21 protein-coding genes are annotated in these 25,579 nt (G+C 67.0%); 14 read left to right on the forward strand and 7 right to left on the reverse strand.

Translation table 11 applies throughout. From position 1 onward, the window contains the following. Window positions 1-18: 18 nt before the first annotated feature. Window positions 19-1,737 (reverse strand): gamma-glutamyltransferase, encoded by a 1,719-nt coding sequence (gene ggt / locus ACVOME_RS08255; protein ID WP_053520297.1) that lies wholly within the window; start codon window positions 1,735-1,737, stop codon window positions 19-21. A 696-nt stretch (window positions 1,738-2,433) separates the two neighbouring features. Between ggt and ilvC the strand changes: the two genes are divergently transcribed. From ilvC to leuB, 9 genes are all read left to right on the forward strand, one after another. After that, window positions 2,434-3,408 (forward strand): ketol-acid reductoisomerase, encoded by a 975-nt coding sequence (gene ilvC / locus ACVOME_RS08260; protein ID WP_053520296.1) that lies wholly within the window; start codon window positions 2,434-2,436, stop codon window positions 3,406-3,408. Window positions 3,409-3,445: 37 nt separating this feature from the next. Next, on the forward strand, window positions 3,446-5,182 hold the full coding sequence (ilvG, locus tag ACVOME_RS08265) for an acetolactate synthase 2 catalytic subunit (protein WP_283219486.1): 1,737 nt from the start codon (window positions 3,446-3,448) through the stop codon (window positions 5,180-5,182). Further along, window positions 5,166-5,429 (forward strand): ACT domain-containing protein, encoded by a 264-nt coding sequence (locus ACVOME_RS08270; RefSeq protein ID WP_053520294.1) that lies wholly within the window; start codon window positions 5,166-5,168, stop codon window positions 5,427-5,429. The genes ilvG and ACVOME_RS08270 overlap by 17 nt, the downstream gene beginning before the upstream one ends. A gap of 96 nt (window positions 5,430-5,525) precedes the next feature. Then, window positions 5,526-6,617, forward strand: coding sequence for a threonine dehydratase (locus tag ACVOME_RS08275; RefSeq protein ID WP_053520293.1), 1,092 nt, complete (start codon window positions 5,526-5,528; stop codon window positions 6,615-6,617). Beyond that, entirely contained in the window at window positions 6,614-8,200 is a 1,587-nt protein-coding gene (locus ACVOME_RS08280; protein ID WP_065181712.1) for a 2-isopropylmalate synthase, read from the forward strand. Before ACVOME_RS08275 ends, ACVOME_RS08280 begins: the two co-directional genes overlap by 4 nt. 10 nt (window positions 8,201-8,210) lie before the next feature. Further along, the gene (locus tag ACVOME_RS08285) at window positions 8,211-8,987 is read left to right on the forward strand and encodes a class I SAM-dependent methyltransferase (RefSeq protein WP_481504968.1); all 777 of its coding nucleotides are present in this window, start codon (window positions 8,211-8,213) and stop codon (window positions 8,985-8,987) included. A gap of 60 nt (window positions 8,988-9,047) precedes the next feature. After that, window positions 9,048-10,466, forward strand: a complete 1,419-nt coding sequence (leuC, locus tag ACVOME_RS08290; protein WP_065181714.1) for a 3-isopropylmalate dehydratase large subunit — start codon at window positions 9,048-9,050, stop codon at window positions 10,464-10,466. Continuing rightward, window positions 10,466-11,044, forward strand: coding sequence for a 3-isopropylmalate dehydratase small subunit (gene leuD, locus ACVOME_RS08295; protein ID WP_053520097.1), 579 nt, complete (start codon window positions 10,466-10,468; stop codon window positions 11,042-11,044). The genes leuC and leuD overlap by 1 nt, the downstream gene beginning before the upstream one ends. Beyond that, window positions 11,034-12,095 (forward strand): 3-isopropylmalate dehydrogenase, encoded by a 1,062-nt coding sequence (gene leuB, locus ACVOME_RS08300; protein WP_164152806.1) that lies wholly within the window; start codon window positions 11,034-11,036, stop codon window positions 12,093-12,095. Before leuD ends, leuB begins: the two co-directional genes overlap by 11 nt. Before the next feature lie 112 nt (window positions 12,096-12,207). Here leuB and ACVOME_RS08305 read toward each other — a convergent pair whose 3' ends face one another. Next, entirely contained in the window at window positions 12,208-12,981 is a 774-nt protein-coding gene (locus ACVOME_RS08305) for an SDR family oxidoreductase (RefSeq protein ID WP_053520099.1), read from the reverse strand. Window positions 12,982-13,098: 117 nt separating this feature from the next. On the opposite strand from ACVOME_RS08305, the gene ACVOME_RS08310 reads away from it, so the two are divergent. After that, complete coding sequence (locus ACVOME_RS08310; protein WP_053520100.1) at window positions 13,099-14,004, forward strand: LysR family transcriptional regulator; 906 nt, start codon at window positions 13,099-13,101, stop codon at window positions 14,002-14,004. Window positions 14,005-14,191: 187 nt separating this feature from the next. Here ACVOME_RS08310 and ACVOME_RS08315 read toward each other — a convergent pair whose 3' ends face one another. Next, the gene (locus ACVOME_RS08315; RefSeq protein ID WP_481504969.1) at window positions 14,192-17,353 is read right to left on the reverse strand and encodes an efflux RND transporter permease subunit; all 3,162 of its coding nucleotides are present in this window, start codon (window positions 17,351-17,353) and stop codon (window positions 14,192-14,194) included. 4 nt (window positions 17,354-17,357) lie between these two features. Then, window positions 17,358-18,488 (reverse strand): efflux RND transporter periplasmic adaptor subunit, encoded by a 1,131-nt coding sequence (locus tag ACVOME_RS08320; protein WP_065181718.1) that lies wholly within the window; start codon window positions 18,486-18,488, stop codon window positions 17,358-17,360. A 114-nt stretch (window positions 18,489-18,602) separates the two neighbouring features. Between ACVOME_RS08320 and ACVOME_RS08325 the strand changes: the two genes are divergently transcribed. From ACVOME_RS08325 to ACVOME_RS08335, 3 genes are all read left to right on the forward strand, one after another. Beyond that, entirely contained in the window at window positions 18,603-19,280 is a 678-nt protein-coding gene (locus ACVOME_RS08325; RefSeq protein ID WP_065175109.1) for a TetR/AcrR family transcriptional regulator, read from the forward strand. Between the two features lie 140 nt (window positions 19,281-19,420). After that, complete coding sequence (locus ACVOME_RS08330; RefSeq protein WP_053520104.1) at window positions 19,421-20,068, forward strand: protein-L-isoaspartate O-methyltransferase family protein; 648 nt, start codon at window positions 19,421-19,423, stop codon at window positions 20,066-20,068. Window positions 20,069-20,084: 16 nt separating this feature from the next. Beyond that, window positions 20,085-21,443 (forward strand): TolC family outer membrane protein, encoded by a 1,359-nt coding sequence (locus tag ACVOME_RS08335; protein WP_065175111.1) that lies wholly within the window; start codon window positions 20,085-20,087, stop codon window positions 21,441-21,443. A gap of 69 nt (window positions 21,444-21,512) precedes the next feature. Here the strand turns inward: ACVOME_RS08335 and ACVOME_RS08340 are convergent, their stop codons facing one another. Next, window positions 21,513-22,712, reverse strand: coding sequence for an amino acid transporter (locus ACVOME_RS08340; protein ID WP_481504970.1), 1,200 nt, complete (start codon window positions 22,710-22,712; stop codon window positions 21,513-21,515). Between the two features lie 214 nt (window positions 22,713-22,926). Then, entirely contained in the window at window positions 22,927-24,225 is a 1,299-nt protein-coding gene (waaA, locus tag ACVOME_RS08345; RefSeq protein WP_263175689.1) for a lipid IV(A) 3-deoxy-D-manno-octulosonic acid transferase, read from the reverse strand. A gap of 60 nt (window positions 24,226-24,285) precedes the next feature. On the opposite strand from waaA, the gene ACVOME_RS08350 reads away from it, so the two are divergent. Then, the gene (locus tag ACVOME_RS08350) at window positions 24,286-25,203 is read left to right on the forward strand and encodes an LpxL/LpxP family Kdo(2)-lipid IV(A) lauroyl/palmitoleoyl acyltransferase (protein ID WP_053517401.1); all 918 of its coding nucleotides are present in this window, start codon (window positions 24,286-24,288) and stop codon (window positions 25,201-25,203) included. 42 nt (window positions 25,204-25,245) lie between these two features. Here ACVOME_RS08350 and ACVOME_RS08355 read toward each other — a convergent pair whose 3' ends face one another. Further along, window positions 25,246-25,449 (reverse strand): hypothetical protein, encoded by a 204-nt coding sequence (locus ACVOME_RS08355; RefSeq protein ID WP_193396797.1) that lies wholly within the window; start codon window positions 25,447-25,449, stop codon window positions 25,246-25,248. Window positions 25,450-25,579: the final 130 nt, after the last annotated feature.

The following is a 25,579-nucleotide window of genomic DNA, read 5'->3' on the forward strand; positions in this document are numbered from 1 at the left end:
AGCCCGGTGGCCGGGACCTCAATACCCCGCCGCCTGCCCATCCTTCCGACTCTCCGACGCGCCGTAGTACACGCCCGTGTCCGGATCCCGCATGATCGCCTGATACCCGCCGTACGGACCGTCGGCGAACACGATGCGATGCCCCTTGCGCATCAGCGCGCGCACCGTTTCGTACGGGAAGCCCGTCTCCAGGTTCACCTCCCCCCCATCGGTCATCGCCGTGGCCTGACCGGTCGGCTCCGTGGAACCTTCATGCTGGATACGCGGCGCATCTCCGGCCTCCTGCAGGTTCATGCCGAAGTCCACCAGGTTCATCACGATCTGCGCGTGGCCCTGCGGCTGCATCGCACCGCCCATCACGCCGAAACTGGCATAGGGCTTTCCATCCTTGGTGATGAACGCCGGAATGATGGTCTGGAACGGGCGCTTGCCCGGTGCGTAGCCATTCGGATGGTTCTTCTGCAGCACGAACATCTCGCCGCGGTCCTGCAGGATGAAACCGAGCCCCGGGGGCGCCATGCCGCTGCCCATCCCGCGGTAGTTCGACTGGATCAGCGACACCATCATGCCGTCAGCATCGGCCACGGTCATGTAGATCGTATCGCCCTCCTCCAGCTGCTTCGGCGTGCCCGGCTGCACTTCCTTCAACGCCTTGTCCATGGAAATCAGTGCACGCCGCTGCGCGGCATACTCCTTGGAAATCAGCTTCTGGACCGGTGCGGGCTGGAAGGCCATGTCGGCGTAGAAGCGCGCACGATCGGCGAAGGCCAGCTTCTTGGCCTCCACGAACAGATGCACGTGCTCGGGCGAGCCGAATGGAATCTTCGAGAAGTCGTAGCCTTCAAGTACGTTGAGAATCTGCAGCGCGGCGATGCCCTGGCTGTTCGGCGGCAACTCCCATACGTCGTAACCGCGATAGTTGCTGCTGACCGGCTCGACCCACTCGCCGTGGTGGTCGGCCATGTCCTGGTAGCTCAGGTAGCCACCATTGGCCTTGAAGTAATCGCCGATGGTGTGGGCGATCTCGCCCTTGTAGAAGGCATCCCGGCCGCCGTCGGCCACCTTCTGCAACGTATCGGCCAGGTTCGGGTTCTTCCACATCTCGCCCTTGCGCGGGGCATGCCCGTTGACCGTGAACTGTTCCTTGAAGCCGGGATACTGCGACAGCCGTGGCACGGAACGATCCCAGTAATAGGCGATCACCTCGGCCACCGGGTGGCCTTCGCGCGCGTAGCGGATGGCGGGCGCAAGATTGTCGGCCATGGGCTTGCGGCCAAAGCGGCCATGCAGGGCGAACCAGCCATCGACGGCACCCGGCACGGAGACCGGCAACGGCCCGGTCGCCGGGATCTCCTTCAGGCCGCGGCGCTGGAACTCGGCCAGGGTCAGCGACTTCGGCGAGCGGCCGGACCCGTTGTAGCCGTACAGCTTCTGTGTCTTCGGGTCCCAGACGATGGCGAACAGATCGCCACCGATGCCATTGCCGGTCGGCTCCATCAGGCCCAGCGCAGCATTGGCGGCGATGGCGGCATCGACCGCCGAGCCGCCGGATTTCATCACGTCCAGTGCGATCTGGGTGGCCAGTGGCTGCGAAGTGGCCGCCATGGCGTGAGGCGCGATGACTTCCGAGCGGGTGGCGAAGGTGTGGCCGGTGATGCGGTCGGCAGCGAGGGAAAGCGCGGGCATGGCCGCCAGGACGGCGGCAGCCAGCAGGGAACGGGCAAGGCGTCGGGACACAGTCGGGTTCCGATGGAAGGGTGGTAGCACCGATCATCGCCGCTGCGGCCTTCACGCGGTATCGGGCAGAGGTCATGGGGCGAGGCGGCCGCGGCGACCGCTGCCGGCACCGGGTCATGCCCGGCGGGCAGAACCCCCAAAATCCGCGCAAAAACCTTGGTGAAAGGAGTGAATTCGGGTTCACCGAAACACTTTCAGCGGCAACCATCCTTGCGCCACAAGCGATTCCGCTGGACGCAGCGGAAAGTGCCTGGAATCACGCCGACAAGGGTTGACATCGTCAAAACAGCTGTGTTTCTCTCGATCACATGCTGCAACACAACACACCACCGCGAACCCACATCGAAGCCGCCGACATCGGCGCCGCGTCGCTGCGTTCGATTCTTGTGCTCGTACTTATTACCCAACCAACAGGTGCGGGACGAGCCAGCGTGTAAGCAGATAGAACACACCGGAACTCGATCAAAAACCCGCACCCGCCCAGGTGCGGGTTTTTTCATTTCAAGACCTGGTTTCAGACGCAACCACCATGACCACCGCCTTCTGCAAAACCCGGACCTGCTGCACCACGATGCCTCGTGGCGGCCGTTCCTGTGCGATGCGCGGCCCCTCCTCCACCGCTTTCCCCTGACCGGCCGGTACGTCGCTTCGACGACCGGCCGTTCTTTTTTCTTCCCACCGCAAGGAACCTCCCCCATGAGCACCAACGACCTGCCCCAGACCAAGATCGCCGTCATCGGCTACGGCAGCCAGGGCCGCGCCCACGCACTGAACCTGCGCGAATCCGGCTTCGATGTGGTGGTAGGCCTGCGGCCGGGCGGCCCGACCGAAGCCAAGGCCCAGGCCGATGGCTTCACCGTCGTGGCTCCCGCCGATGCGGTGAAGGATGCCGACCTGGTCGCCGTGCTGACTCCGGACATGGTGCAGAAGAAGCTCTACAACGACGTGCTGGCGCCCAACATGAAGCAGGGCGCGTGCCTGCTGTTCGCCCACGGCCTCAATGTCCACTACGGCATGATCGAGCCGCGCGCCGACCTGGACGTGGTGCTGGTCGCACCGAAGGGCCCGGGCGCGCTGGTGCGTCGCGAGTACGAGATCGGCCGTGGCGTTCCGTGCATCTGGGCGGTCTACCAGGACACCAGCGGCCAGGCCGCGCAGCATGCGCAGGCCTATGCGACCGGTCTCGGTGGCGCCCGCGCCAATCTGATCCAGACCACCTTCAAGGAAGAAACCGAGACCGACCTGTTCGGTGAGCAGGCGGTGCTGTGCGGTGGCGCCTCGGCGCTGGTACAGGCCGGTTTCGAGACCCTGGTGGAAGCCGGCTACCAGCCCGAGATCGCCTATTACGAAGTGCTGCACGAACTGAAGCTGATCGTGGACCTGTTCTACGAAGGCGGCATCTCGCGCATGCTGGAATTCATCTCCGAAACCGCGCAGTACGGTGACTACGTCAGCGGTCCGCGGGTGATCGATGCCGGCACCAAGGAGCGCATGAAGGAAGTACTGAAGGACATCCAGGACGGCACCTTCACCAAGAACTGGGTGGCCGAGTACGAAGCGGGCCTGCCGAACTACAACCGGTTCAAGCAGGCCGACCTGGAGCATCCGATCGAGAAGGTAGGCAAGGAACTGCGCGCCAAGATGGTCTGGTTGCAAGGACAGGCCGCGTAACCACGCGGCCCTCCCCCACCCGCTTGCAAGGTCCCCCATGAACTCTTCCACACACCGCAGCGCGCCACCCAACGGGGCGCGCTGGCTGACCCAGGCACTGGAGGCCGAAGGCGTCCGCACGCTGTTCGGCTATCCCGGCGGCACCATCATGCCGTTCTACGACGCGCTGGTGGATTCGTCGTTGAAGCACATCCTGGTGCGGCACGAGCAGGGCGCGGCGCTGGCCGCCAACGGTTTCGCACGCGCCAGCGGCCAGGTGGGCGTCTGCGTGGCCACCTCCGGCCCCGGCGCATCGAACCTGGTCACCGGTATCGCCGATGCGATGCTGGACTCGGTGCCGATGGTCTGCATCACCGGCCAGGTCGGTACGCCCCTGCTGGGTACCGACGCCTTCCAGGAGCTGGATGTGTTCGGCCTGACCATGCCGATCGTCAAGCACAGCTGGCTGGTACGCAGCGTCGATGACCTGCCCCGCGTGGTCGCCGATGCCTTCCGCATTGCCCGCGAAGGACGTCCCGGCCCGGTGCTGATCGACCTGCCCAAGGACGTGCAGGTGGCCGATGCCAGTCACCTGCCGGTGCATGTGCCGAGCAGCGTTGAACCACCGCCGGCAGCCACCGACGACGCCATTGCCGCCGCCATCGCAGCGCTGGCGGCGGCGGAGAAGCCGGTGGTGTATGCCGGCGGTGGCATCGCACTGGGCGATGCAGTGCAGGACCTGCGCGATTTCGTCGAGGCCAGTGGCATTCCCACAGTGATGACCCTGCGTGGACTGGGTGCTCTGCCGGCACACCATCCGCAGTCGCTGGGCATGCTGGGCATGCACGGCACCCGCGCTGCCAACATGGCGGTGCAGGAAAGCGATCTGCTGCTGGTGCTGGGCGCACGGTTCGATGATCGCGCCACCGGCAAGCTGGCGGAGTTCGCTCCGTTCGCGCGCGTGGTCCATATCGATGCCGATGCGTACGAGATCTCCAAGCTGCGCAGCGCCGACGTCGCTGTGCCCGGCAATGTCGGCCACGCCATCCGTGCCCTGCATGCGGCCTTCCCCTCCCCCAGGGCCCATCAGGACGCATGGCGCAGCCGCTGTGCGCAGCATCGCGACCGCTTCGCCGCCCGCTACGATGCGCCAGGGCAGCACATCTACGCACCGGCGCTGCTGAAGCGCCTGAGCGAACTGGCACCCGCCGACACGGTGATTGCCTGCGACGTCGGCCAGCACCAGATGTGGGTGGCCCAGCATTGTCGTTTCAATCATCCACGCAACCATCTGACCAGCGGCGCGCTGGGCACGATGGGCTTCGGCCTGCCGGCGGCGATGGGCGCGCAGCTTGCCTGCCCGGAGCGCGCCGTGGTGCTGGTGTCCGGCGATGGCAGCTTCATGATGAACGTGCAGGAGCTGGCGACCATCGCCCGGTGCCGGTTGCCGGTGAAGATCGTGCTGCTGGACAACAGCTCGCTGGGCATGGTCCGGCAGTGGCAGGAGCTGTTCTTCGCCGAGCGCTACAGCGAGATCGATCTGTCCGACAACCCGGATTTCGTCGCCCTGGCCCAGGTGTTCGGCATCGCCGCCAGCCGCATCGATTCGCGCGATGACGTCGAAGGTGGCCTGGCCGCGCTGCTGGCCGAGCCGGGCCCGGCGCTGCTGCACGTGGCCATCGACGCCCGCGCCAACGTGTGGCCGCTGGTGCCGCCGAACACCGCCAACAGCACCATGCTGGAAAGCAATCCAGCCCATGCCCGCCAGGAGACTCCCAATGCAATACCGGCTTGACCTGGTGCTGCAGCCGGCCGAAGGCGCGCTGCTGCGCGTGATCGGCATGGCCGAGCGCCGTGGCTTCGCGCCGCGTTCGATCAGCGGTGCTCCGGACGCCGCCGATGACGGACGCTGGCACCTGCAGCTGGTCGTGGACGGCCAGCGGCCGGCGGAGACGCTGTGCCGGCAGATCGAAAAGATCTACGACTGCGTATCGGTGGAGCTGACGCCGGTAGACAGCAGCATCGAAGGAGTATCGCAATGAACACCCGTACCGTTGTGACCACGGTGCCGGTACGGAGGCGTCTTCTTCGCCGCCCGTACCCGCATGCGGTGGTCGCGCACACCGCGCCGGTGGCCCATGCCGGCCGCTGATACCAGCAAGGAAAGTGATGTCGGCGACGTAAGCGTCGCCGATGTCCTGGCCGCGCAGGCGCGCCTGCGCCGCTTCCTGCCGCCCACGCCACTGCATCATGCCGAACGCTTCGGCACCTGGCTGAAGCTGGAGAATCTGCAGCGGACCGGCTCCTACAAGGTGCGCGGAGCGTTGAACGCCCTGCTGGCCGGCCGCGAGCGCGGTGACAGCCGCCCGGTGATCTGCGCCTCGGCAGGCAATCACGCCCAGGGCGTTGCCTGGGCCGCCTACCGGCTGGATGTCCCCGCGATCACCGTAATGCCGCACGGTGCACCGGCAACCAAGATCGCCGGTGTCGCCCACTGGGGGGCTACCGTACGCCAGCACGGCAACAGTTATGACGAGGCCTGCGCCTTCGCCGTCGAACTGGCGCAGCGTCATGGCTATCGCTTCCTGTCCGCATTCGACGACGCCGACGTGATCGCTGGCCAGGGGACGGTCGGCATCGAGCTGGCCGCGCACGCGCCGGACGTGGTGATCGTACCGATCGGCGGTGGCGGCCTGGCCGCCGGTGTCGCCCTGGCGCTCAAGTCGCAGGGCGTGCGCGTGATTGGTGCACAGGTGGAAGGCGTGGACTCGATGGCCCGTGCGATCCACGGCGATGTCCGCGAGATCGCCCCGGTGGCATCGCTGGCCGATGGCGTGCGGGTGAAGATCCCCGGCTTCCTGACCCGTCGCCTGTGCAGTTCGCTGCTGGACGACGTGGTGATCGTGCGCGAGGCCGAACTGCGTGAAACGCTGGTGCGGCTGGCACTGGAAGAACACATCATCGCCGAAGGCGCGGGCGCGCTGGCACTGGCTGCCGGTCGACGCATCGCCGGGCGCCGCAAGTGCGCCGTGGTCTCCGGCGGCAACATCGATGCCGGCGTGCTGGCCGGCCTGCTGACCGACATCCGCCCACGCCCGCCGCGCAAGCCGCGCCGGCGTCGCGCCGAGACGCCCCGCCCGCCGGCACGGACCGGCGTCACGCCCACCACCGCTGCCCCCCCTTCCCCCCTGCACGCCGTTGCACCTGTTGTCGAGGAGATCTCCCTGTGACCACCATCGAACGAATTACCACCCCGCGCATCCGCATCTTCGACACCACCCTGCGTGACGGCGAGCAGTCCCCCGGCTGCAGCATGAGCCCACCGCAGAAGCTGGTGATGGCGCGTGCGCTGGACGAACTGGGCGTGGACATCATCGAGACCGGCTTCCCGGCCAGCTCGCAGTCCGACCGCGAAGCGATGGCCCTGATCGGCCGCGAACTGCGCCGTCCGGGCCTGAGCCTGGCCGTGCTGTCGCGCTGCCTGCAGGCCGATATCGAGACCTCGGCACGTGCCCTGGAAGCCGCGGCCAACCCGCGCCTGCACGTGTTCCTGTCGACCAGCCCGCTGCACCGCGAGCACAAGCTGCGGATGACCCGCGAGCAGGTGCTGGAGTCGGTACGCAAGCATGTATCGCTGGCCCGTTCCTACATCGACGATGTCGAATTCTCGGCCGAAGATGCCACCCGCACCGAGCTGGACTACCTGATCGAGGTCTCGCGCGTGGCCATCGCCGCCGGCGCCACCACCATCAACCTGCCCGACACCGTCGGCTTCACCACGCCGGAGGAAATCCGCGCGATGTTCCAGCAGGTCATTGCCGGCGTGGCCGACGTGCCCAATGCCGCCAACGTGATCTTCAGCGCGCACTGCCACAACGATCTGGGGCTGGCTGTGGCCAACTCCCTGGCCGCCATCGAGGGCGGCGCCCGCCAGGTCGAGTGCACCGTCAACGGCATCGGTGAACGCGCCGGCAACTGCTCGCTGGAAGAAATCGCGATGGCGCTGAAGGTGCGCCAGGCCTTCTACGAGCAGGACACCGCGATCAACACCCCGCGCATCGTCGGCACCTCGCAGCTGCTGCAGCGCCTGGTCGGCATGCCGGTGCAGCGCAACAAGGCCATCGTCGGCGCCAATGCCTTCGCCCATGAATCGGGCATCCACCAGCATGGCATGCTGCGCCATCGCGGCACCTACGAAATCATGCGCCCGGAAGACGTGGGCTGGGAGGATTCGCAGATGGTGCTGGGCCGCCACAGTGGCCGTGCCGCCGTCGAAGCGCGCCTGCGTGCACTGGGCTTCTGGCTGGACGAAGAAGAGCTGAAGCTGGTGTTCGAACAGTTCAAGGGCCTGTGCGAGCAGCAGCGGGTGGTCACCGATGCCGACCTGCAGACCTTGATGCAGGGCGGCGCCAATGCACAGGGCTATCGCCTGGCCTCGATGACCATCAGCGATGTCGGCAGTCGCGCCAATGCACTGGTCGAGCTGTCCGACCCGGACGGCAACCGCGTGGCCGAGACCGCACAGGGCGATGGCCCGGTGGATGCGCTGTTCGGCGCGTTGTCGGCCGCCACCGGCGTGCAGCTGATGCTCGACAGCTATCACGTGCACAGCGTCGGCATCGGTGCCGATGCACGCGGCGAGGCCAACCTGAGCGTGCGCCACGACGGCATCGAATACGACGGCACCGGCACCAGCAAGGACATCATCGAAGCCTCCGCGCTGGCCTGGCTGGACGTTGCCAACCGGCTGCTGCGCCAACGCCAGGCTGCTGCCAGCAGCGTCAGCGAAACCGCCACCCCTGCCACCGCCTGAGAAACCTGACATGAGCGCCTTCGACACGACCACGTCCGCTACGGCGGGCCAGCAGTGGAACGCCCAGGACTATGCGATCGATGCCGGCTTCGTGCCGCTGCTCGGCGGCGCGGTGTCGCGCCTGCTCGACCCGCGCGCCGGTGAGCACATCCTCGATCTGGGCTGTGGCGATGGGGTGCTCAGCAGTGAACTGGCGTTGAGCGGTGCACGCATCCACGGCGTGGACGCGTCGCCGGAACTGGTGATCGCCGCGCGCGCGCGCGGCGTAGATGCGCAGGTGATGGACGGCCATGCCCTGTCCTTCGACGGCGCGTTCGACGCGGTGTTCAGCAACGCCGCGCTGCATTGGATGCGCCACCCCGACGCCGTGCTGGAAGGCGTGCGCCGTGCACTGCGTCCCGGCGGCCGCTTCGTGGCCGAGTTCGGTGGCCATGGCAACGTGGCGACCATCATCGCCGCGGTGCAGGCCGCACGTGCTGCGCATGGCCATGGCGCCAGCGGTTTCCAGTGGTATTTCCCGACCGCCGACGCCTATGCCGACCGCCTGCGCCAGCACGGCTTCCAGGTGCAGCTGATCGAATGCCTGCCGCGCCCCACCGCACTGCCGACCGGCGTGGCAGGATGGCTGCGGGTGTTCGCCGCACCACTGCTGGACGACCTGCCGGTCGAGGCCCGTGCCACCGTTCGCGAGGCCGCCGCGGCCCTGCTGGCCGACCTGCCCCGCAACGCGGCGGGCCAGCCGCTGGCTGACTACGTGCGCCTGCGCGTACTCGCGCGCCGCCGTTGACTTGACCCTTTCCCGTTATTTCCCGATGTTCGTTCAATCGTACTTCTGCCAGGCAACCGCATGACCTCCGCACCCCGCACCCTGTACGACAAACTGTGGGACGCCCACGTGGTCGTTCCCGAATCCGACAGCGCCCCTGCGGTGCTGTACATCGACCTGCACCTGATCCACGAGGTGACCTCGCCGCAGGCGTTCACCGAGCTGCGCGAACGCGGTCTCCGCCCACGCCGGCCGGACCGCACCAAGGCGACGATGGATCATTCCACGCCGACCCTGCCGGCCACCGCCGACGGCCGGCTGCCGTACGCCAGCGCCGCCTCCGAGGCGCAGGTCGCCACGCTTGCGCGCAATTGCAGCGAGCACGGCATCGAACTGTTCGACATGAGCTCGGACAACCGGGGCATCGTCCATGTCATCGCGCCCGAGCAGGGTTTCACCCAGCCCGGCATGACCATCGTCTGCGGCGACAGCCATACCTCCACCCATGGTGCGTTCGGCTCGCTGGCCTTCGGCATCGGCACCAGCGAAGTGGGTCATGTGCTGGCAACACAGTGCCTGCTGCAGCGGAAGGCGAAGACGCTGGCAATCACGGTCGACGGCCCCCTGGCGCCGGGCGTCGGCGCGAAGGACGTGGTCCTGCACATCATCGGTGTGATCGGCGTCAACGGCGGCACAGGCCATGTGATCGAGTTCCGTGGCAGCACCATCGAAGCGATGGACATGGAGCAGCGCATGACCCTGTGCAACATGTCCATCGAGGCCGGCGCGCGCGCGGGCATGGTGGCACCGGACCAGGTCACCTTCGATTTCGTCGCCAACACGCCACGCGGCCCCAAGGGCGCCGATTTCGAGGCGGCCGTGGCCCGTTGGCAGGAACTGCGCAGCGATGAAGGCGCGCGCTTCGACAGCGAAGTCCACATCGATGCAGCCGACATCCGTCCGACCTTGACCTGGGGCACGCATCCCGGCACCGCCATCGCGGTCGATGTGCCGATTCCTGCGGCCAACGACGCCGCCGCGCAGAAGGGCCTGGACTACATGCACTTCCAGGCCGGCCAGGCACTGGCCGGCACGCCGGTCGATGTCGTGTTCGTCGGTTCGTGCACCAACGGCCGCCTCAGCGACATGCGCGAAGTGGCACAGGTGCTGCGCGGCCGCCGCGTCGCCGAGCGCGTGCGCATGCTGGTGGTACCGGGCTCGGAGATCGTCAAGCGCCAGGCCGAAGCGGAGGGCATCGATGAGATCGTGCGTGCAGCCGGTGCCGAATGGCGCGAGCCGGGCTGCTCGATGTGCATCGCCATGAATGGTGATCTGGTCGCCCCCGGCCAACTGGCAGTGAGTACCAGCAACCGCAATTTCGAGGGCCGCCAGGGGCCGGGCTCGCGCACACTGCTGGCCTCGCCGATGAGCGCCGCCTGGGCGGCGGTGAAGGGCCACGTGGCCGATACCCGCGAACTGTTCGCGCAGGAGGTGGCGTAATGGCCGGTTTCCGCACCTTGACCTCGTCCAGCGTCGTGCTGCGCCAGACCAACATCGACACCGACCAGATCATTCCGGCCCGGTTCCTGTCCACCACCGAGCGTGCCGGACTGGGCCGCAACGCGTTCAATGACTGGCGCTGGCAGTCCGACGGTTCGCCGGTGGCCGATTTCGCCTTCAACCAGCCGCACAACGCCGGCCGCAGCATCCTGCTGGCGGGCCGCAACTTCGGCTGTGGTTCCTCGCGCGAGCACGCGCCGTGGGCGCTGACCGACCTGGGCCTGCGCGCCATCGTCAGCAGCGAGATCGCCGACATCTTCCGTGGCAACTCACTGAAGAACGGCCTGCTGCCGATCGTCCTGGACGAAGCCGACGTTCAGGCACTGATGCAGCGCCCCGACGACGAACTGACCATCGACGTGGCGGCACGCGAGCTGCGTACGCCGGATGGCCGGGTCTACTCCTTCCCGCTGGATGGCTTCTCGCAGACCTGTCTGCTGGAAGGCGTCGATCAACTGGGTTATCTGCTGGGCCGCGTCCCTGACATCGAACGTTACGAGAGTGAGCATGCACGCTGAGATCGTTGTACTCCCCGGTGATGGCATCGGCCCGGAAGTGGCCGCCGCTGCGGTTGCGGTCCTGAAAGCCATCGGCGAACGCTTCAACCACACCTTCACGTTCAGCGAGCACGATATCGGTGGCATCGCCATCGATCGCCATGGCGAGCCCCTGCCCGCCGCCACCCTCGCCGCATGCCAGGCCGCGAATGCCGTGCTGCTGGGTGCAGTGGGTGGACCGAAGTGGTCCGACCCGAACGCCAAGGTGCGCCCCGAGCAGGGCCTGCTGGCGATCCGCAAGGCGCTGGGCCTGTACGCCAACCTGCGGCCGGTGCGTACCCATGATGCCGCCCTGGGGGCATCGCCGATCAAGGCCGAACTGCTCAAGGGCGTGGACTTCGTGGTGGTACGCGAACTGACCGGCGGCATCTACTTCGGCGACAAGACCCGCGATGCCGACAGCGCCAGCGACCTCTGCCGCTACACCGTGGCCGAAATCGAGCGCGTGCTGCGCAGCGCGTTCCGCCTGGCACAGCAGCGCCGAGGCAAGGTGACCTCGGTGGACAAGGCCAACGTGCTGGAGACGTCCCGCCTGTGGCGTGACGTCGCCGCCCGTATCGGCCGCGAGGAGTTCCCGGACGTCGCGCTGGAACACCAGCTGGTCGATTCGATGGCGATGCACCTGCTGGCCAAGCCACGCGAATACGACGTGATCGTGACCGAAAACATGTTCGGCGACATCCTCACCGACGAGGCCTCAATGCTGGCCGGCTCACTGGGCCTGCTGCCGTCGGCATCGCTGGGAGAACCGGGTGCGGTCGGCATCTACGAGCCGATCCACGGCTCGGCACCGGACATCGCCGGCAAGGGCATCGCCAACCCTTACGCGACGATCCTCAGCGCGGCCATGCTGCTGCGCCACTCGCTGGGCCTGGATGCCGAAGCGGCGGCTGTGGAGGCGGCCGTGCACGCGGTGCTGGATGATGGCGTGTTCACTGCTGATCTGGCTGCAAAGGGCCAGGCCGTGAGCACGACGGCGGCGACCGACGCCGTACTGGCGAAGCTGGGCTGACCCGCCGGGCGGCACCTGTAGCGTCGAGCCATGCCCGATGGCTGTTGCATGAGCCGGGCATGGCCCGGCGCCACAGGTGCAGTGCGGTGGAGCCGCGCCCAGCGTGGCCCGGTTACTTGGTGGTGTAGCCACCGTTGACCAGCACCGTCTGCCCGGTCATCCACCAGCCGTCGGTGACCAGGAAACGGATCCACGGCACGATGTCGGCAATGTCGGTCAGACCGGTGCGGGTGAACGCGGACAGCGCCGCCGCGGTCTTGTGATACGCCTGCGCATCGGCACTCTCGGCAGGATAGAAGAACGGCGTGTCCATCGGCCCGGGACCGATCGCGGTCACCGAGATGCCCCGCTCGCCGAACTCCTTCGATGCCGCGCGGGTGAAGTGCTCCACCGGCGCCTTGGTGCCTGCATAGCTGGAGTAGAACGGCGTGTAGGCGCCCAGCAGCGACGTCACCAGGGTGCAGATGCGGCCACCATCATTGACGTGACGGCCGGCCTCCTTGAGGAAGAAGAACGCCGCCTTGGCATTCACCGCGCTCATCTCGTCGTACTCCGCTTCGCTGATCTCCAGCAGCGGCTTCTTCAGGACCTTGCCGACGGTATTGATGGCGACATCGGGACGGCCGACGGCTGCGACAGCGTCGGCGAACAGGCGCTCCATGGCGGCAGCGGAGGTCAGGTCGCCCTGCAGGGCCACGGCCTTGCTGCCCGCAGCCTGGACCGCCGCGACGGTCGCTTCGGCGTCGGCCTGGCTGGCGTCGCTGTTGTAATGGATGACGATGGCCCCGGCGCCGTGGGCGGCGAAATCGCGGGCGAGCAGGCCACCGAGGTTCTTGGCACCGCCTGCGATCAGCACGGTCTTGCCCTTGAGGGAGTGGTCGGTCATGGCTTCGGTCTCGGAGTGGGGCTGTCCGGGATGGCAACCCTGCCCCGATGACGATATCGTGCGGAAAATGCGGATAAAGCCCGCAACATTGACTTAACTTTCCAGAACGAGCGAACAATGGATCGGATCGACCGCTTCCGCATCTTCAGCCGGGTGGTGGAGTGCGCCAGCTTCACCCGCGCCGCCGACCAGCTCGGACTGCCCCGTTCCACGGTATCGGCGGCGGTCGCCGAACTGGAGCAGCGGCTGGGTACGCGCCTGTTGCAACGCTCGACGCGACGCGTCTCCACCACCCACGATGGCGATGTGTTCCACGCCCGCTGCCTGCGCCTGATCGCCGAGGTCGAAGATGCCGAATCGCTGTTCCGCCAGGAGGACGCGCAGCCGGTCGGCCTGCTGAGGATCGACGTACCCAGCCGCATCGGCAGGCGCATCGTGGCACCAGCGCTGCCTGACTTCTTCGCCCGTTACCCACAGGTGGAGGTGGATCTGGGCATGACCGACCGCGCAGTGAACCTGATCGAGGAAGGCTGCGATGCGGTGTTGAGGGTCGGCCAGCTGGGCGATTCCAGCCTGGTTTCGCGCACGCTGGGCACGCTGGACTTCGTCAACGTGGCCGCGCCGTCCTACCTGCGCGCGTACGGCGTCCCGCAGCAACCGACGGACCTGCAGCAGCACCGGGCGGTGAACTACGCCTCGCCGACGACCGCGCGGGTGGAACCGTGGGAATGGCAGGACGGAACCCAGCTGCGCACGCTGCCCATGCAGGGTTGGGTGCGGGTGAACAGCGCCGAAGCCTCGATCGCCTGCTGCGTGGCCGGACTGGGACTGCTGCAGATTCCGCGCTATGACGTGCAGGACGAGCTGCAGTCCGGCACGTTGGTGGAAGTGATGCCACGGCACGTCGCACAACCGTTGCCGGTGACCCTGCTGCAACCGCATCGGCAGCATCGGGCACAGCGCGTGCACGTATTCCTGGAGTGGCTGGTACCACTGCTGCGGAGCGGCCTGCAACTGCAGTAGATCCACGCCATGCATGGATGCTTCTGTAGAGTCGAGCCATGCTCGACTCATCCCATCATCGCGCAAAGAGCAGCCGAGCATGGCTCGGCTCTACAGAAAGCAGATCCCGCGAGCATGCGTGGATGCAACGCGCCGTGCCAACCAGGGTTGGCACCTGCCAGAGGCGGCGGCCCTGGAACCCGGGGCATTACGCCCCGGATTCATCCGGCTTCACCCGGAACCACGCCGCATACAGCGCCGGCAGGAACACCAGGGTCAGCACGGTACCCACGATCAACCCGCCCATGATCGAAATCGCCATCGAGCCATAGAACGCGCTGCGCGACAGCGGAATCATCGCCAGCACCGCCGCCAGGGCGGTCAGCACGATCGGGCGGAAACGCCGTACCGTCGCGTCGATGATCGCATGCCAGCGATCATGCCCGGCATCGATGTCCTGCTGGATCTGGTCGATCAGGATCACCGAGTTGCGCATGATCATGCCGGCCAGCGCGATTGTGCCCAGCAGCGCCACGAACCCGAACGGTGCACGGAACAGCAGCAGGAACAAGGTCGCGCCGATGATGCCCAGCGGTGCCGTCACCAGCACCATCGCGGCACGCGAGAAGCTGCGCAGCTGCAGCATCAGCAGCGTTGCGACCACGATCAGGAACAACGGCATGCCTGCCTTGATCGAGTCCTGGCCACGTGCCGAATCCTCCACCGTTCCGCCGGTTTCCAGCAGGTAACCGCTCGGCAGTGCAGCGCGGATGCCATCCAGCGTCGGCAGGATCTGCTGCACCACGTCCAGCGCCTGGCTGCCGTCACTGATATCGGCACGCACGGTCACGGTCGGCAGGCGGTTGCGATGCCAGATGATGCCGTCCTCGAACACGTACTCCAGGCGCGCCACCTGCGAGAGCGTCACCGACGTGCCACTGGCGGTGGGAATGGCCAGGCTGCCCAGCATGCCCAGCTGCACGCGCTCGTTCTCCGGCCCCCGCAGCAGCATCTCGATCAGGCGATTGCCCTCGCGATAGGTGCTCACGCTCATGCCCGACAGCGAAGTGCCCAGCAGCTGGCTCACCTGCGCACTGCTCACGCCCAGCGCGCGCGCACGGTCCTGGTCAAGCACCAGCCGCACGACCTTGCTCGGCTCGCTCCAGTCCAGGTTCACGTTCATCACATGCGGGTTCTCCCGCACCTTGTCCTGTACCTGGCGTGCGATCGCCTGCACCTGCTCGATGTGCTCGCCGGAGATCCGCAGCTGCACCGGGTAGCCCACCGGCGGACCGTTCTCCAGCCGCGTCACGCGCATCTGCACATCCGGGAACTGCGGGATCACGTCCTTCAGCAGCCAATCGCGCGTGGCCTCGCGCGCCTTGGCGTCTTCGGTGAGCACCACGAACTGCGCGAAGTTGGTCGCCGGCAGCTGCTGGTCCAGCGGCAGGTAGAAGCGCGGCGAACCGGTACCCACATAGGCCACATAGTTGGCGATGCCCTCACGGCCCTTCAGCAGCTTTTCCAGCTTGCTGGCCTGCGCCTGCGTGGCCTGCAGAGACGCGCCTTCAGCCAGTTCGATATCCACCATCAGTTCCGGGCGGGTCGAATCCGGGAAGAACTGCTGCGGCACGAAGCGGAACATCAGCAGCGAGAACACGAACAGGGCCACCGTTGCTGCGATCACCCACCAGCGGTGGCGCAGGCACATGTCCAGGAAACGGCGGAAACGCGTGTAGAACGGCCGCTGGTACGGATCGTGGTCGTGTGCATGCTCCTTCGGTGCGACCCAGCGCAGCAGCGCCGGATGGCGATCGGCCCAGGCCAGGCGCTTCGCACGCCAGCGACCGGCCAGGCTGTCCGGCTTGGGCAGCTGCGGATTGAACAGATCCGGCAGCATCTTGTCACCCAGGTACGGAATGAACAGCACCGCCGCAATCCATGACACCACCAGCGCGATGGTCACCACCTGGAACAGCGAACGGGTGTACTCACCGGTGCTTGACGCCGCCGTGGCGATCGGCAGGAAACCTGCCGCCGTGATCAGCGTACCGGTGAGCATCGGGAACGCCGTGGATTCCCAGGCGAAGCTGGCCGCGCGCAGGCGGTCGTAGCCCTGTTCCATCTTGGTGGCCATCATCTCCACCGCGATGATCGCATCGTCCACCAGCAGGCCCAGCGCCAGCACCAGCGCGCCCAGCGAGATCTTGTGCAAGCCGATATCGAAGTAGTGCATGACGAAGAAGGTCATCGCCAGCACCAGCGGAATGGTCACGCCCACCACCAGGCCCGTACGCAGGCCCAGCGAGAAGAAGCTCACCAGCAGCACGATCACCACCGCTTCGGTCAGCACCTGCACGAACTCACCCACCGACTCTTCCACCGCATGCGGCTGGTCGGAGACCTTGCGCAGGTGCATGCCCGCCGGCAGCGTCTTCTGCAGGCGCTCGAACTCGGCATCCAGCGTGGAGCCCAGCTTCAGGATGTCGCCGCCGTCTTTCATCGCGACCGCAATGCCGATCGCATCCTCACCCATGAAGCGCATCTTCGGCGACGCCGGATCGGCGAAGCCGCGCTTGATCTCGGCGATATCGCCCAGGTGCACCGTGCGGTCGCCGGCCTGGATCGGGAAGCGACGGATGTCATCGATGCTCTGGAACTGGCCGGTCACGCGCAGCTGCACGCGATCGGTCGGGGTCTCGAAGAAGCTGGTGGCGCTGATCGCGTTCTGGTCGGCCAGCGCCTGCTGCACCTGCTGCAGCGACACGCCCAGCGTGGCCAGCTTGGTGTTGGACAGCTCGATCCAGACCTTCTCGTCCTGCAGGCCCTGCAGCTCGATCTTGCCCACGTCCGGCACCCGCTGCAGTTCCAGCTGGATGCGATCGGCGTAGTCACGCATCACGGCGTAGTCGAAGCCCTGCCCGGTCAGCGCGTAGATGTTGCCGAAGGTGTCGCCGAACTCATCGTTGAAGAACGGACCGACGATTTCGCGCGGCAGGTTCGGCTTGATGTCGCCCACGCGTTTGCGCACCTGGTACCACAGGTCCGGAATGGCCTTGGAGCGCAGGCTGTCCTTGGCCGCGAAGATCACCTGCGACTCGCCCGGGCGCGAGTAGGAGCGGATGAACTCGTACTGCCCGGTGTTGAGCAGCGCCTTCTCGATCGGCTCGGTCACCTGGCGCGAGACCTGCTCGGCGGTCGCGCCCGGCCACATCGTGCGTACCACCATCACCTTGAAGGTGAACGGCGGATCCTCGGACTGGCCCAGATGCTTGTACGACCAGGCGCCGATGAGGGCGAAGGCGAGCATGGCGAACAGCACCAGCGCGCGGTTGCCCAGCGCCCATTCGGATAGATTGAAACGGCGCACAGGCTTACTCCTTCGCCTTCGGTGCGGCAGCCGGCGCTGCGGGCTTCAGCACCGGGCGATTCTGCCGGTCCACCGCGACGACCTGCTGGCCGGATCGCAGCAGATGGCCGCCCGCAGCCACCACCCAGTCGTCGGCGTCCACGCCGGACAGCACCGGCACGGCGTCGATGCCATAGGCGCCCGTGCTGACGGTGACCGATTTCAACGTGCTGCTGGCCGGGTCCACCACCCACACACTGGTTGCGCCACCTGCACCGCGCTGGAGAGCGGCCATCGGCAGCTGCAGGGTGCCGTGGCGGCCGGCGCTGCTGAACACGCGCGCGCTCTGCCCCAGCTCGACATCGGCCAGTGCATCGGCGGGCAGGCTGACCCGGGTTGCGTAGGTCCGCGCCTGCGGATCGGCGGCGGCGGCGATCTCGCGGATCGTGCCGGGCAGGCGCTGCCCCGGGCGGTTCCACAGCTCCACCTCCACCGGCTGGCCTACCGCGTAGTCGCGGATGGTGGCTTCCGGCAGGTCGATCAGCACTTCGCGGCCACCGTCTGCGGCCAGGTTGAAGATGGTCTGGCCCGCGGCCACCACCTGCCCGGCTTCCGCCTCACGGCTGGCGATCACACCATCGGCCGGCGCACGCAGCTGGGCGTAGCCAGCCTGGTTGCGCAGCACGTCCAGGTTGGCCCGGGCCGCGTTGGCCTGGCCCTGCGCGGCCTTGAACGCGGCAGACTGCTGATCCAGCTGCGAGCGGCTGACCAGCTGCTGGTCGGCCAGCACCTGGTAGCGCTTGAGATCGTCGCGGGCGCGTACCAGATCGGCTTCGGCCGCGGCCAGCTGCGCCTGCGAGGCGCGCGCCTGCAGGGCGAAGTCGGCGACATCCAGCTCGGCCAGCACCTCCCCCTTCTTCACCCGTTGGCCGGCGTCCACATGGCGCTTGACCAGGTTGCCGCCGACGCGGAACGACAGCGGGCTCTCCTGGCGTGCCCGGACCGTACCGGGAAACGCCGCCGGCGCCTGCCCGACCTGCTCGCCGGGATGCACCACCAGCACCGGCACGGCCGCCGGTGGCGCCTGCTCCTGTCCCGAACAGGCTGCCAGCGCAGCCACCCACACGATACCGCCCATCCAGCGCACGATCTTCATCGGTCAACGTCCTGACAACACTGAGTTCAGCAGGGGAGCCGCAACGTCCGGCCCAATTTAGTAAACTGGCCGGTATAGTATAAATATCGAACCGCTTGGTCTAGTATTACCGCAATGAGTTCTTCCACTTCCCGCAAGCCGTCGGCCAAGCCTGCTGCCAAGGCCGCCGGACCCGGGCGTCCCAAGGATCTTGGCAAGCGCGCGGCGATCCTCGAGGCGGCCAAGACCCTGTTCATCGAACAGGGCTATACCGGTGTGAGCATGGACAGCATCGCTGCCCAGGCGGGCGTGTCGAAGCTGACGGTGTACAGCCATTTCGGCGACAAGGAGACCCTGTTCTCCGAGGCCGTGCAGTCCAAATGCATCGAGATGCTGCCGGATGCGCTGTTCGTGGCCGACGCCGAAGGGCCACTGCGAGACCAGCTGATCGGGATCGGCCTGGCCTTCTTCAAGCTGATCACCTCCGACGCGGCGATCTCGATCCAACGGGTGATGATGGCCCCGGAGACCGACGAACGCCTGCGTGAGCTGTTCTGGCAGGCCGGGCCCGAGCGCACCTGCGAGGCGCTGGCCGACTTCCTGCGCTCGCGCAGCGAGCGGGGCGAGCTGCAGATTCCCGACCATCACCTGGCCGGGCAGCAGTTCCTGACCCTGGTCAAGGGTGAAGTGCACATGCATATGATGTGCGGCATGCCACTGTCATCGGTGGAGATCGATCCTGTCACCCACGTGGCGGCCAGCGTCGACTTCTTCCTGCGCGCCTATGCGCCCGGAGGAGCCGGAACCGGCTGAAACGGCAAAGCTGAACGAACCGGTGGTCGCGATGACTTCCGGCACTGCGACCCCGGCCCCCCGGCAGCGGATGCTCTGGGCGCGCCGCCGGCCTCCGGCACCGGTAAAATGGCCGGCCCACTGCGCTGGATTTGAACCTCATGACGATTGATTACGCCCACGCCCGCGAACTGATGGTGGAACAGCAGATCCGTCCCTGGGACGTGCTGGACATCAAGGTGCTCGACGTCCTGGCCCGCTTGCCGCGCGAGGCCTTTGTCGCCGACGCGCACCGGGCACTGGCCTACGCCGATGTTGAACTGCCGATCGGCAATGGCCAGAAGATGATGAAGCCCGTCATCGAGGGCCGTACCCTGCAGGCGCTGGACCTGCAACCGGGTGACGAAGTGCTGGAGATCGGCACGGGCAGCGGCTTCCTGGCCGCCTGCATCGGCGCGCTGGCGCGCGACGTGCTGAGCCTGGAGATCGATCCGGAACTGGCGACCGCCGCGCGTGCGCGACTGGATGCCTCCGGCCTGGGTACCAACGTCCGTGTGGAAGTGGCTGACGCGCTGGCGTGGCAGACCGAACGTCGCTTTGACGTGATCTGTGTCACTGGTGCTGTCAACGTGGTGCCGTCACAGTTCGCCTCGTGGCTGCGTCCGGGTGGTCGCCTGTTCGTGATCCAGGGCCGTTCGCCGGCGATGGAAGCGCTTCTGATCAAGGCCGATGGCAGCACCGAATCCCTGTTCGAGACCGATATCGATTACCTGCGCGGTGCCGCCCCGGCACCCCAGTTCCACCTCTGAGTCCAAGGAAGCCGCAATGATCCGCCGATCCCTCGCTGTTGCGCTGGCCACTGCCCTGCTGCCGTTGTCTGCCCATGCCGCTGACCTGTTGCAGGTCTACGAGATGGCGCGCAACGGCGATCCGCAGCTGTCGGCCGCCGAATCCACCCGGCTGTACGACAAGGAAGGCGCCGTGCAGGCGCGCGCTGCCCTGCTTCCGCAGATCAACGGCCAGGCCACGCTGAACCGCACACGCAGCGAAGCCAACGCCGATGCCAATACCGGCACGGTCAGCAGCAAGCGCCGCAACTACACGATCGACGGTTCGCAGACCCTGTTCAACTGGACGCAGATCAACAACCTGCGCTCGCAGCGCGAACTGAGCAAGGCGGCTGACTTCACCCTGGATTCGGCCAACGACAGCCTGATCGTCCGCACCTCGGCGGCCTACTTCAACGTGCTGGTGGCGATCGAATCGCTGAATGCCGCACAGACCAACGAAGCGGCCGCGAAGAAGCAGTTCGACTTCGCCGACAAGCGCCTGGAAGTGGGCCTGGCGCCGATCACCGACGTGCACGAAGCGCGCGCGCAGTATGACCAGGCCCGCGCCAACACCATCGTCGCGCAGAACACCCTGGCCGATAACTACCAGGCGCTGACCGAACTCACCGGCCAGCCGGTGCTGAACCTCAAGGGGCTGCCGGCCGACTTCCGTCCCGAAGTGCCGGCCAACCGCGGCAACATCGATGAACTGGTGCAGCAGGCAACCAGCCAGAACCCCTCGCTGAAGGCACAGGAGCTGAAGGTCAGCGCGGCCGAGGCCGGCGTGCAGGCCGCCCGTGGCGCCCACTACCCGACGCTGTCGCTGGGCGGCAGCTGGGGCAAGACCGCGACCTGGGGCGACAGCACCGGTTCGGGTTCGCTGTCCCCGGATGCGCGCACCAACAGCATCGGCCTGACCCTCAGCGTGCCGATCTTCGCCGGCGGCGCCACCCAGTCCGGCGTGCGCCAGGCGCTGGCCCAGCGTGACATCGCCCAGGATGGCTACGAGCAGCAAAAGCGCGCGCTGGATCGCAACACCCGCAATGCCTACCAGACCCTGGTGCAGGGCATCAGCGAGGTGGAGGCACGCCGCCTGGCCGTCGTCTCGGCACAGAGCGCGTACGACGCCTCGCAGGTCGGCCTGGAAGTGGGTACCCGTACCGTGCTGGACGTGATCCAGAACCAGCGCATCCTGTTCTCGGCACAGCTGGACTACGCGCAGGCCCGCTACACCTTCCTGCAGAACCGCCTGCTGCTGAGCCAGTCGCTGGGCGCGTTGGACGTGGCCGAACTGCAGGACATCAATCGCCTGCTGACCCAGGACGCGGGCAATCCCGCCACGACCACGCAGTAAGTCGTCACCCGCTTTGACGGAAAGCCACCCGGCCGGGTGGCTTTTCTGTTTGTGCCGCGGCGATGTGATCTAGCGCAGGAGCGGCAGCAGGCACAACGCTGCTGCCGCCATGCCCAGCACGGCGTCGGCAGGCGAGCGCGTCACCTCGCTGCGCCGCTGAAGTCCTCCCAGGCACACGGCGGCCACCACCAGCAGTCCCACCGGCCCCGGCATCGCCGGCAAGACGCCGGCCGGCAGCCACAGCGCCAGCAGGGTCGCCAACAGGATGATCGCCACGGTCGCCACGCACGCCGCCGGTGGGTCGCCCTCGTTTCCAAGCGGCCACAGCGGCAGCGCCAGCCGCGTCGCCAGCATCAGCAGCACCAGTTGCAGCGCCGCCAACCCTGCATAGCCTGCCAGCGGCAGCCACGGCAACATCCAGGACAACTGGGGATGGCTTCGCAGCGCAACCGTCAAGGGCCGGCTGCTGGCCAGCGCTGGATAGTCGACCAGGCCCGCCTGCAGTGCGGCCAGTGCGATCAGCATCAGCGTCGCCGCGACGAGCACCATGAGCATCGTCAGTGGGCGTCGCGCCAGCCCGCCAACAGGCACCCCGGGAACGCCCAGTGCCAGGCCGGCGCTGGCAAAGATGCCCAGCAGCGGCACAGCCGCAGTGAGCACGCCTCCCAGGCCGAAGCGATACGGTGCAGTGGCGGGGGGAACCCATGGGATCCAGTGCGCGTAGTGCACATACCGGGCCGCCAGCGCCAGCAGCAGCACGCCGATGCCGATCTTCACGGTCAACAGCGCGCACACCAGCAGCACCGTCCGCGCCGGTCGCATCAGCGCGGTGGCTCCCAATAGCAGCAGGCCTGCAGCGGCTGTCACCTGCACCGGCAGCGTACCGGCGCTGGATGCGCTCGCCGCCGCCAGTGCCGCATGCAGATGGCCAGCCCCGGACTGCGCCGCACCCGCCAGCGTCGCCGTGCACTCCAGCAACAACGCCAGGCACAGTACGCGGGCAATCGACCGCCCCCAGCCGGCCACCAGCAGGCCATGCAGGCCATGCAGGCCATCGGCCATATCCGCCTGCGTCACCACCCTGTACAGGCGTGCCAGCACCAGCGCCGCACCGAGGGCTGCGAGCAGCAGACTGAGAACGACGGCCGGCCCCGCCTGCGCCGCCGTGTACTGACCGACCCGTGCGATGACACTGCCACCGAGCAGCAACGTCATCAGGATCACGCCCAGATGATCCATTCCAAGCCAATGGCCATCGCTGCCGCTCATCTCAAGCTCCCTTGATGCCGTCCAAGCACGGTCGACATCAGGCTGGCAGCCTGTGCGGGCAATCGATATCAGATTTGCATCTGCATGCCGCGAGGTGTGATCCGAGGCACGTTGCGGCGTCGGCGACCGGTCCTGCTACGACAGAACGATAGCCGTCAAGCAGGCTTAATCCAGTTGATCGCGACAGTACGGCGGCGAGCGCGCCGCGTGCGGCTCAGCCGCGGGGCGGTGGCAGGTGCGGGGCCACCAGCGCCAGCGTCCGCTGCAGCGCGCCGCGCCCATTGCTGACCAGCGTGCATCCAGCGTGCGCCATGTCCTCGCGGGCCTGCGGATCCTCCAGCAGGTGCTGCAGCAGACCGCCGACCGCCTGCACGTCTTCGCCGATCAACAGCGCACCGGCCTCGCGCATGCGCCGCGAGATCTCCGAGAAATTGTGCAGGTGCGGACCGGTCACCGCGGCAGTGCCCATCGCCGCCGGCTCCAGCAGGTTGTGGCCACCGATCGGCTGCAGGCTGCCGCCGACGAAGGCGACCTGCGCACAGCCATAGAACGGCATCAGTTCGCCGAGGGTGTCGATGATGAAGGCATCGGTATCGGCGGACGGCCACTGCTGCGCACGGCGGGTCGCCACGTTCCAGCCCTGCTCGCGCGCCAGCGCCTCCACCTTCGGGAAGCGCTCGGGATGCCGGGGTGCCCACAGCAGCAGCAGGTCCGGATGGTGCTGGCGCAGGCGCCGGTGCAGATCGATCACCGCCTGCTCTTCGCCATCATGGGTACTGGCCGCGATCCAGACCGGTCGCGTGTCCGGCACCCGTGCGTGGAACTGTTCGATGAAGGCCTGCACGTCCGGCGTGGCGATGTCGAACTTGAGGTTGCCCAGTGCCTGCACCTGGTCAGGCGCCGCCCCCAGCTGCACGAAGCGCTCTGCGTCGTCCTGCGACTGGGCTGCCACGCACGTCACCGTGCGCAGCGCGCGGCGGATCAGCGCGGCCAGCAGCCGGTAGCCACGCAGCGAGCGGGCCGACAGGCGGGCATTGAGGATGTAGACCGGAATGTCGCGGTCACGGCAGCCGAACAGCATGTTCGGCCACAGCTCGGTTTCCAGGATCAGCGCCAGGCTGGGCTGGAAGTGGCCGAGGAAACGGTTGACGCTGCCGGGCACGTCATACGGCAGGTAGACGTGGTCCAGCGCATCGCCCCACAGCGCGCGCACGCGCTCGGAGCCGGTGGGAGTGATGGTGGTGATGACCCAGCGGATATCCGGGCGCTGCTGGCGCAGGGCGTTGACCAGCGGCGCGGCGGCGTTGACCTCGCCCACCGAGACCGCATGCAGCCAGACCCGTGGCTGGCCGCTGGGCTGGGGATAGGAGGCGTAGCGCTCGTCCCAGCGGCGGAAATACTCACGGACCCGGAAGCCGCGCCAGACCAGGTGGTACACGGTGATCGGCAGCAGGATGTAGAGCACGACCGAATACAGGCCGCGCAGGATCCATTCGACAGGGTCTTTGCGCATGCGGCAAGGATACGGGACACCCCCGGGAAAGACACGCAGCCGGATTGCTAGAATGGCGCCATGTCCGATGCCTCCACTGCCGTCCGCCCGTCACTGCGCGATCCCCGCAACTGGCCGATGTTCGCCGCCATGTACGGCGCTTTCGCCATCGCCCGCCTGCCGTGGATGCTGCAGCGCGCCCTCGGTCGCGGGGTGGGGTCGATCGCCTGGCGCCTGGCCGGCAGCCGTCGCCGTGCAGCCGAGGTCAATCTCGCACTGTGTTTCCCGGAAAAGGACGATGCCTGGCGCAAGCGGTTGGTTCGCGACAGCTTCGATGCCCTGGGCGTGGGCGTGTTCGAGTGCATCCGTGCCTGGTGGGGCAGCATCGACAGCATCCGCCCGCAGGTGCAGATCGAAGGGCTGGAGCACCTGCGGCAGATGCAGGCCGAGGGTCGCGGCGTGCTGCTGGTGTCCGGGCACTTCATGACCCTGGAGATGTGCGGCCGCCTGCTGTGCGACTACGTCGACCTGTCCGGCATGTACCGCAAACATAAGAATCCGGTGTACGAGTGGGCGGTGAAGTTCGGCCGCCTGCGCTATGCCAAGGCGATGTTCGCCAACGAGGACATCCGCGCCACCGTGCGCCACCTGAAGAAGGGCGGCTTCCTCTGGTATGCCCCCGACCAGGACATGCGTGGCAAGGACACCGTGTTCGTTCCGTTCTTCGGCCACACCGCCGCCACCATCACCGCCACCCACCAGCTGGCGCGGATGACCGGTTGCGCGGTCATTCCGTACTTCCACCGCCGCGAAGGCGGGAAGTACTTCCTGAAGATCGGCGCGCCGCTGGAGAACTTCCCGAGCGAGGATGTGGAAGCCGATACCGCGCGCGTCAACCAGGCGATCGAGGAGATGGTGCGCGAAGCCCCTGACCAGTACCTGTGGATCCATCGCCGCTTCAAGCGCCAGCCCGGCGGGCGCAGCGACTTCTACAAATAACCGTGGAACAGAATGGCGACCCGAGACAGCACAGGAACTTTATCAGCGCTGCCCGGGATAGCCAGACGACCGATGGAGTCGCACGTCATCCACAATCACCTTGATCAGTGAAAGAAGGATCGTGAAGGACGACGCCGAGAAGATCATGTTTACGACATTGCCCTGATCCAGGGCTGCCTTGAACACGATGATGGAGAGTATGGCGATATAGAGTGCTGCAGCAGTCGCCACATAAGCGATCTTCATCTCAAGACTCCTGTTCTGTGCCCCCCGCCCAACTGCTGGGAGGGGTGAAGATTGGCATTAGACGCCTGCACTCGGTACTACAACAAGGGCAGCAACTTCAGGGGTCGTCGCAGCGACGTTTGCACCTTGA

The sequence above is a fragment of the Stenotrophomonas sp. STEN008 genome (assembly GCF_056760435.1).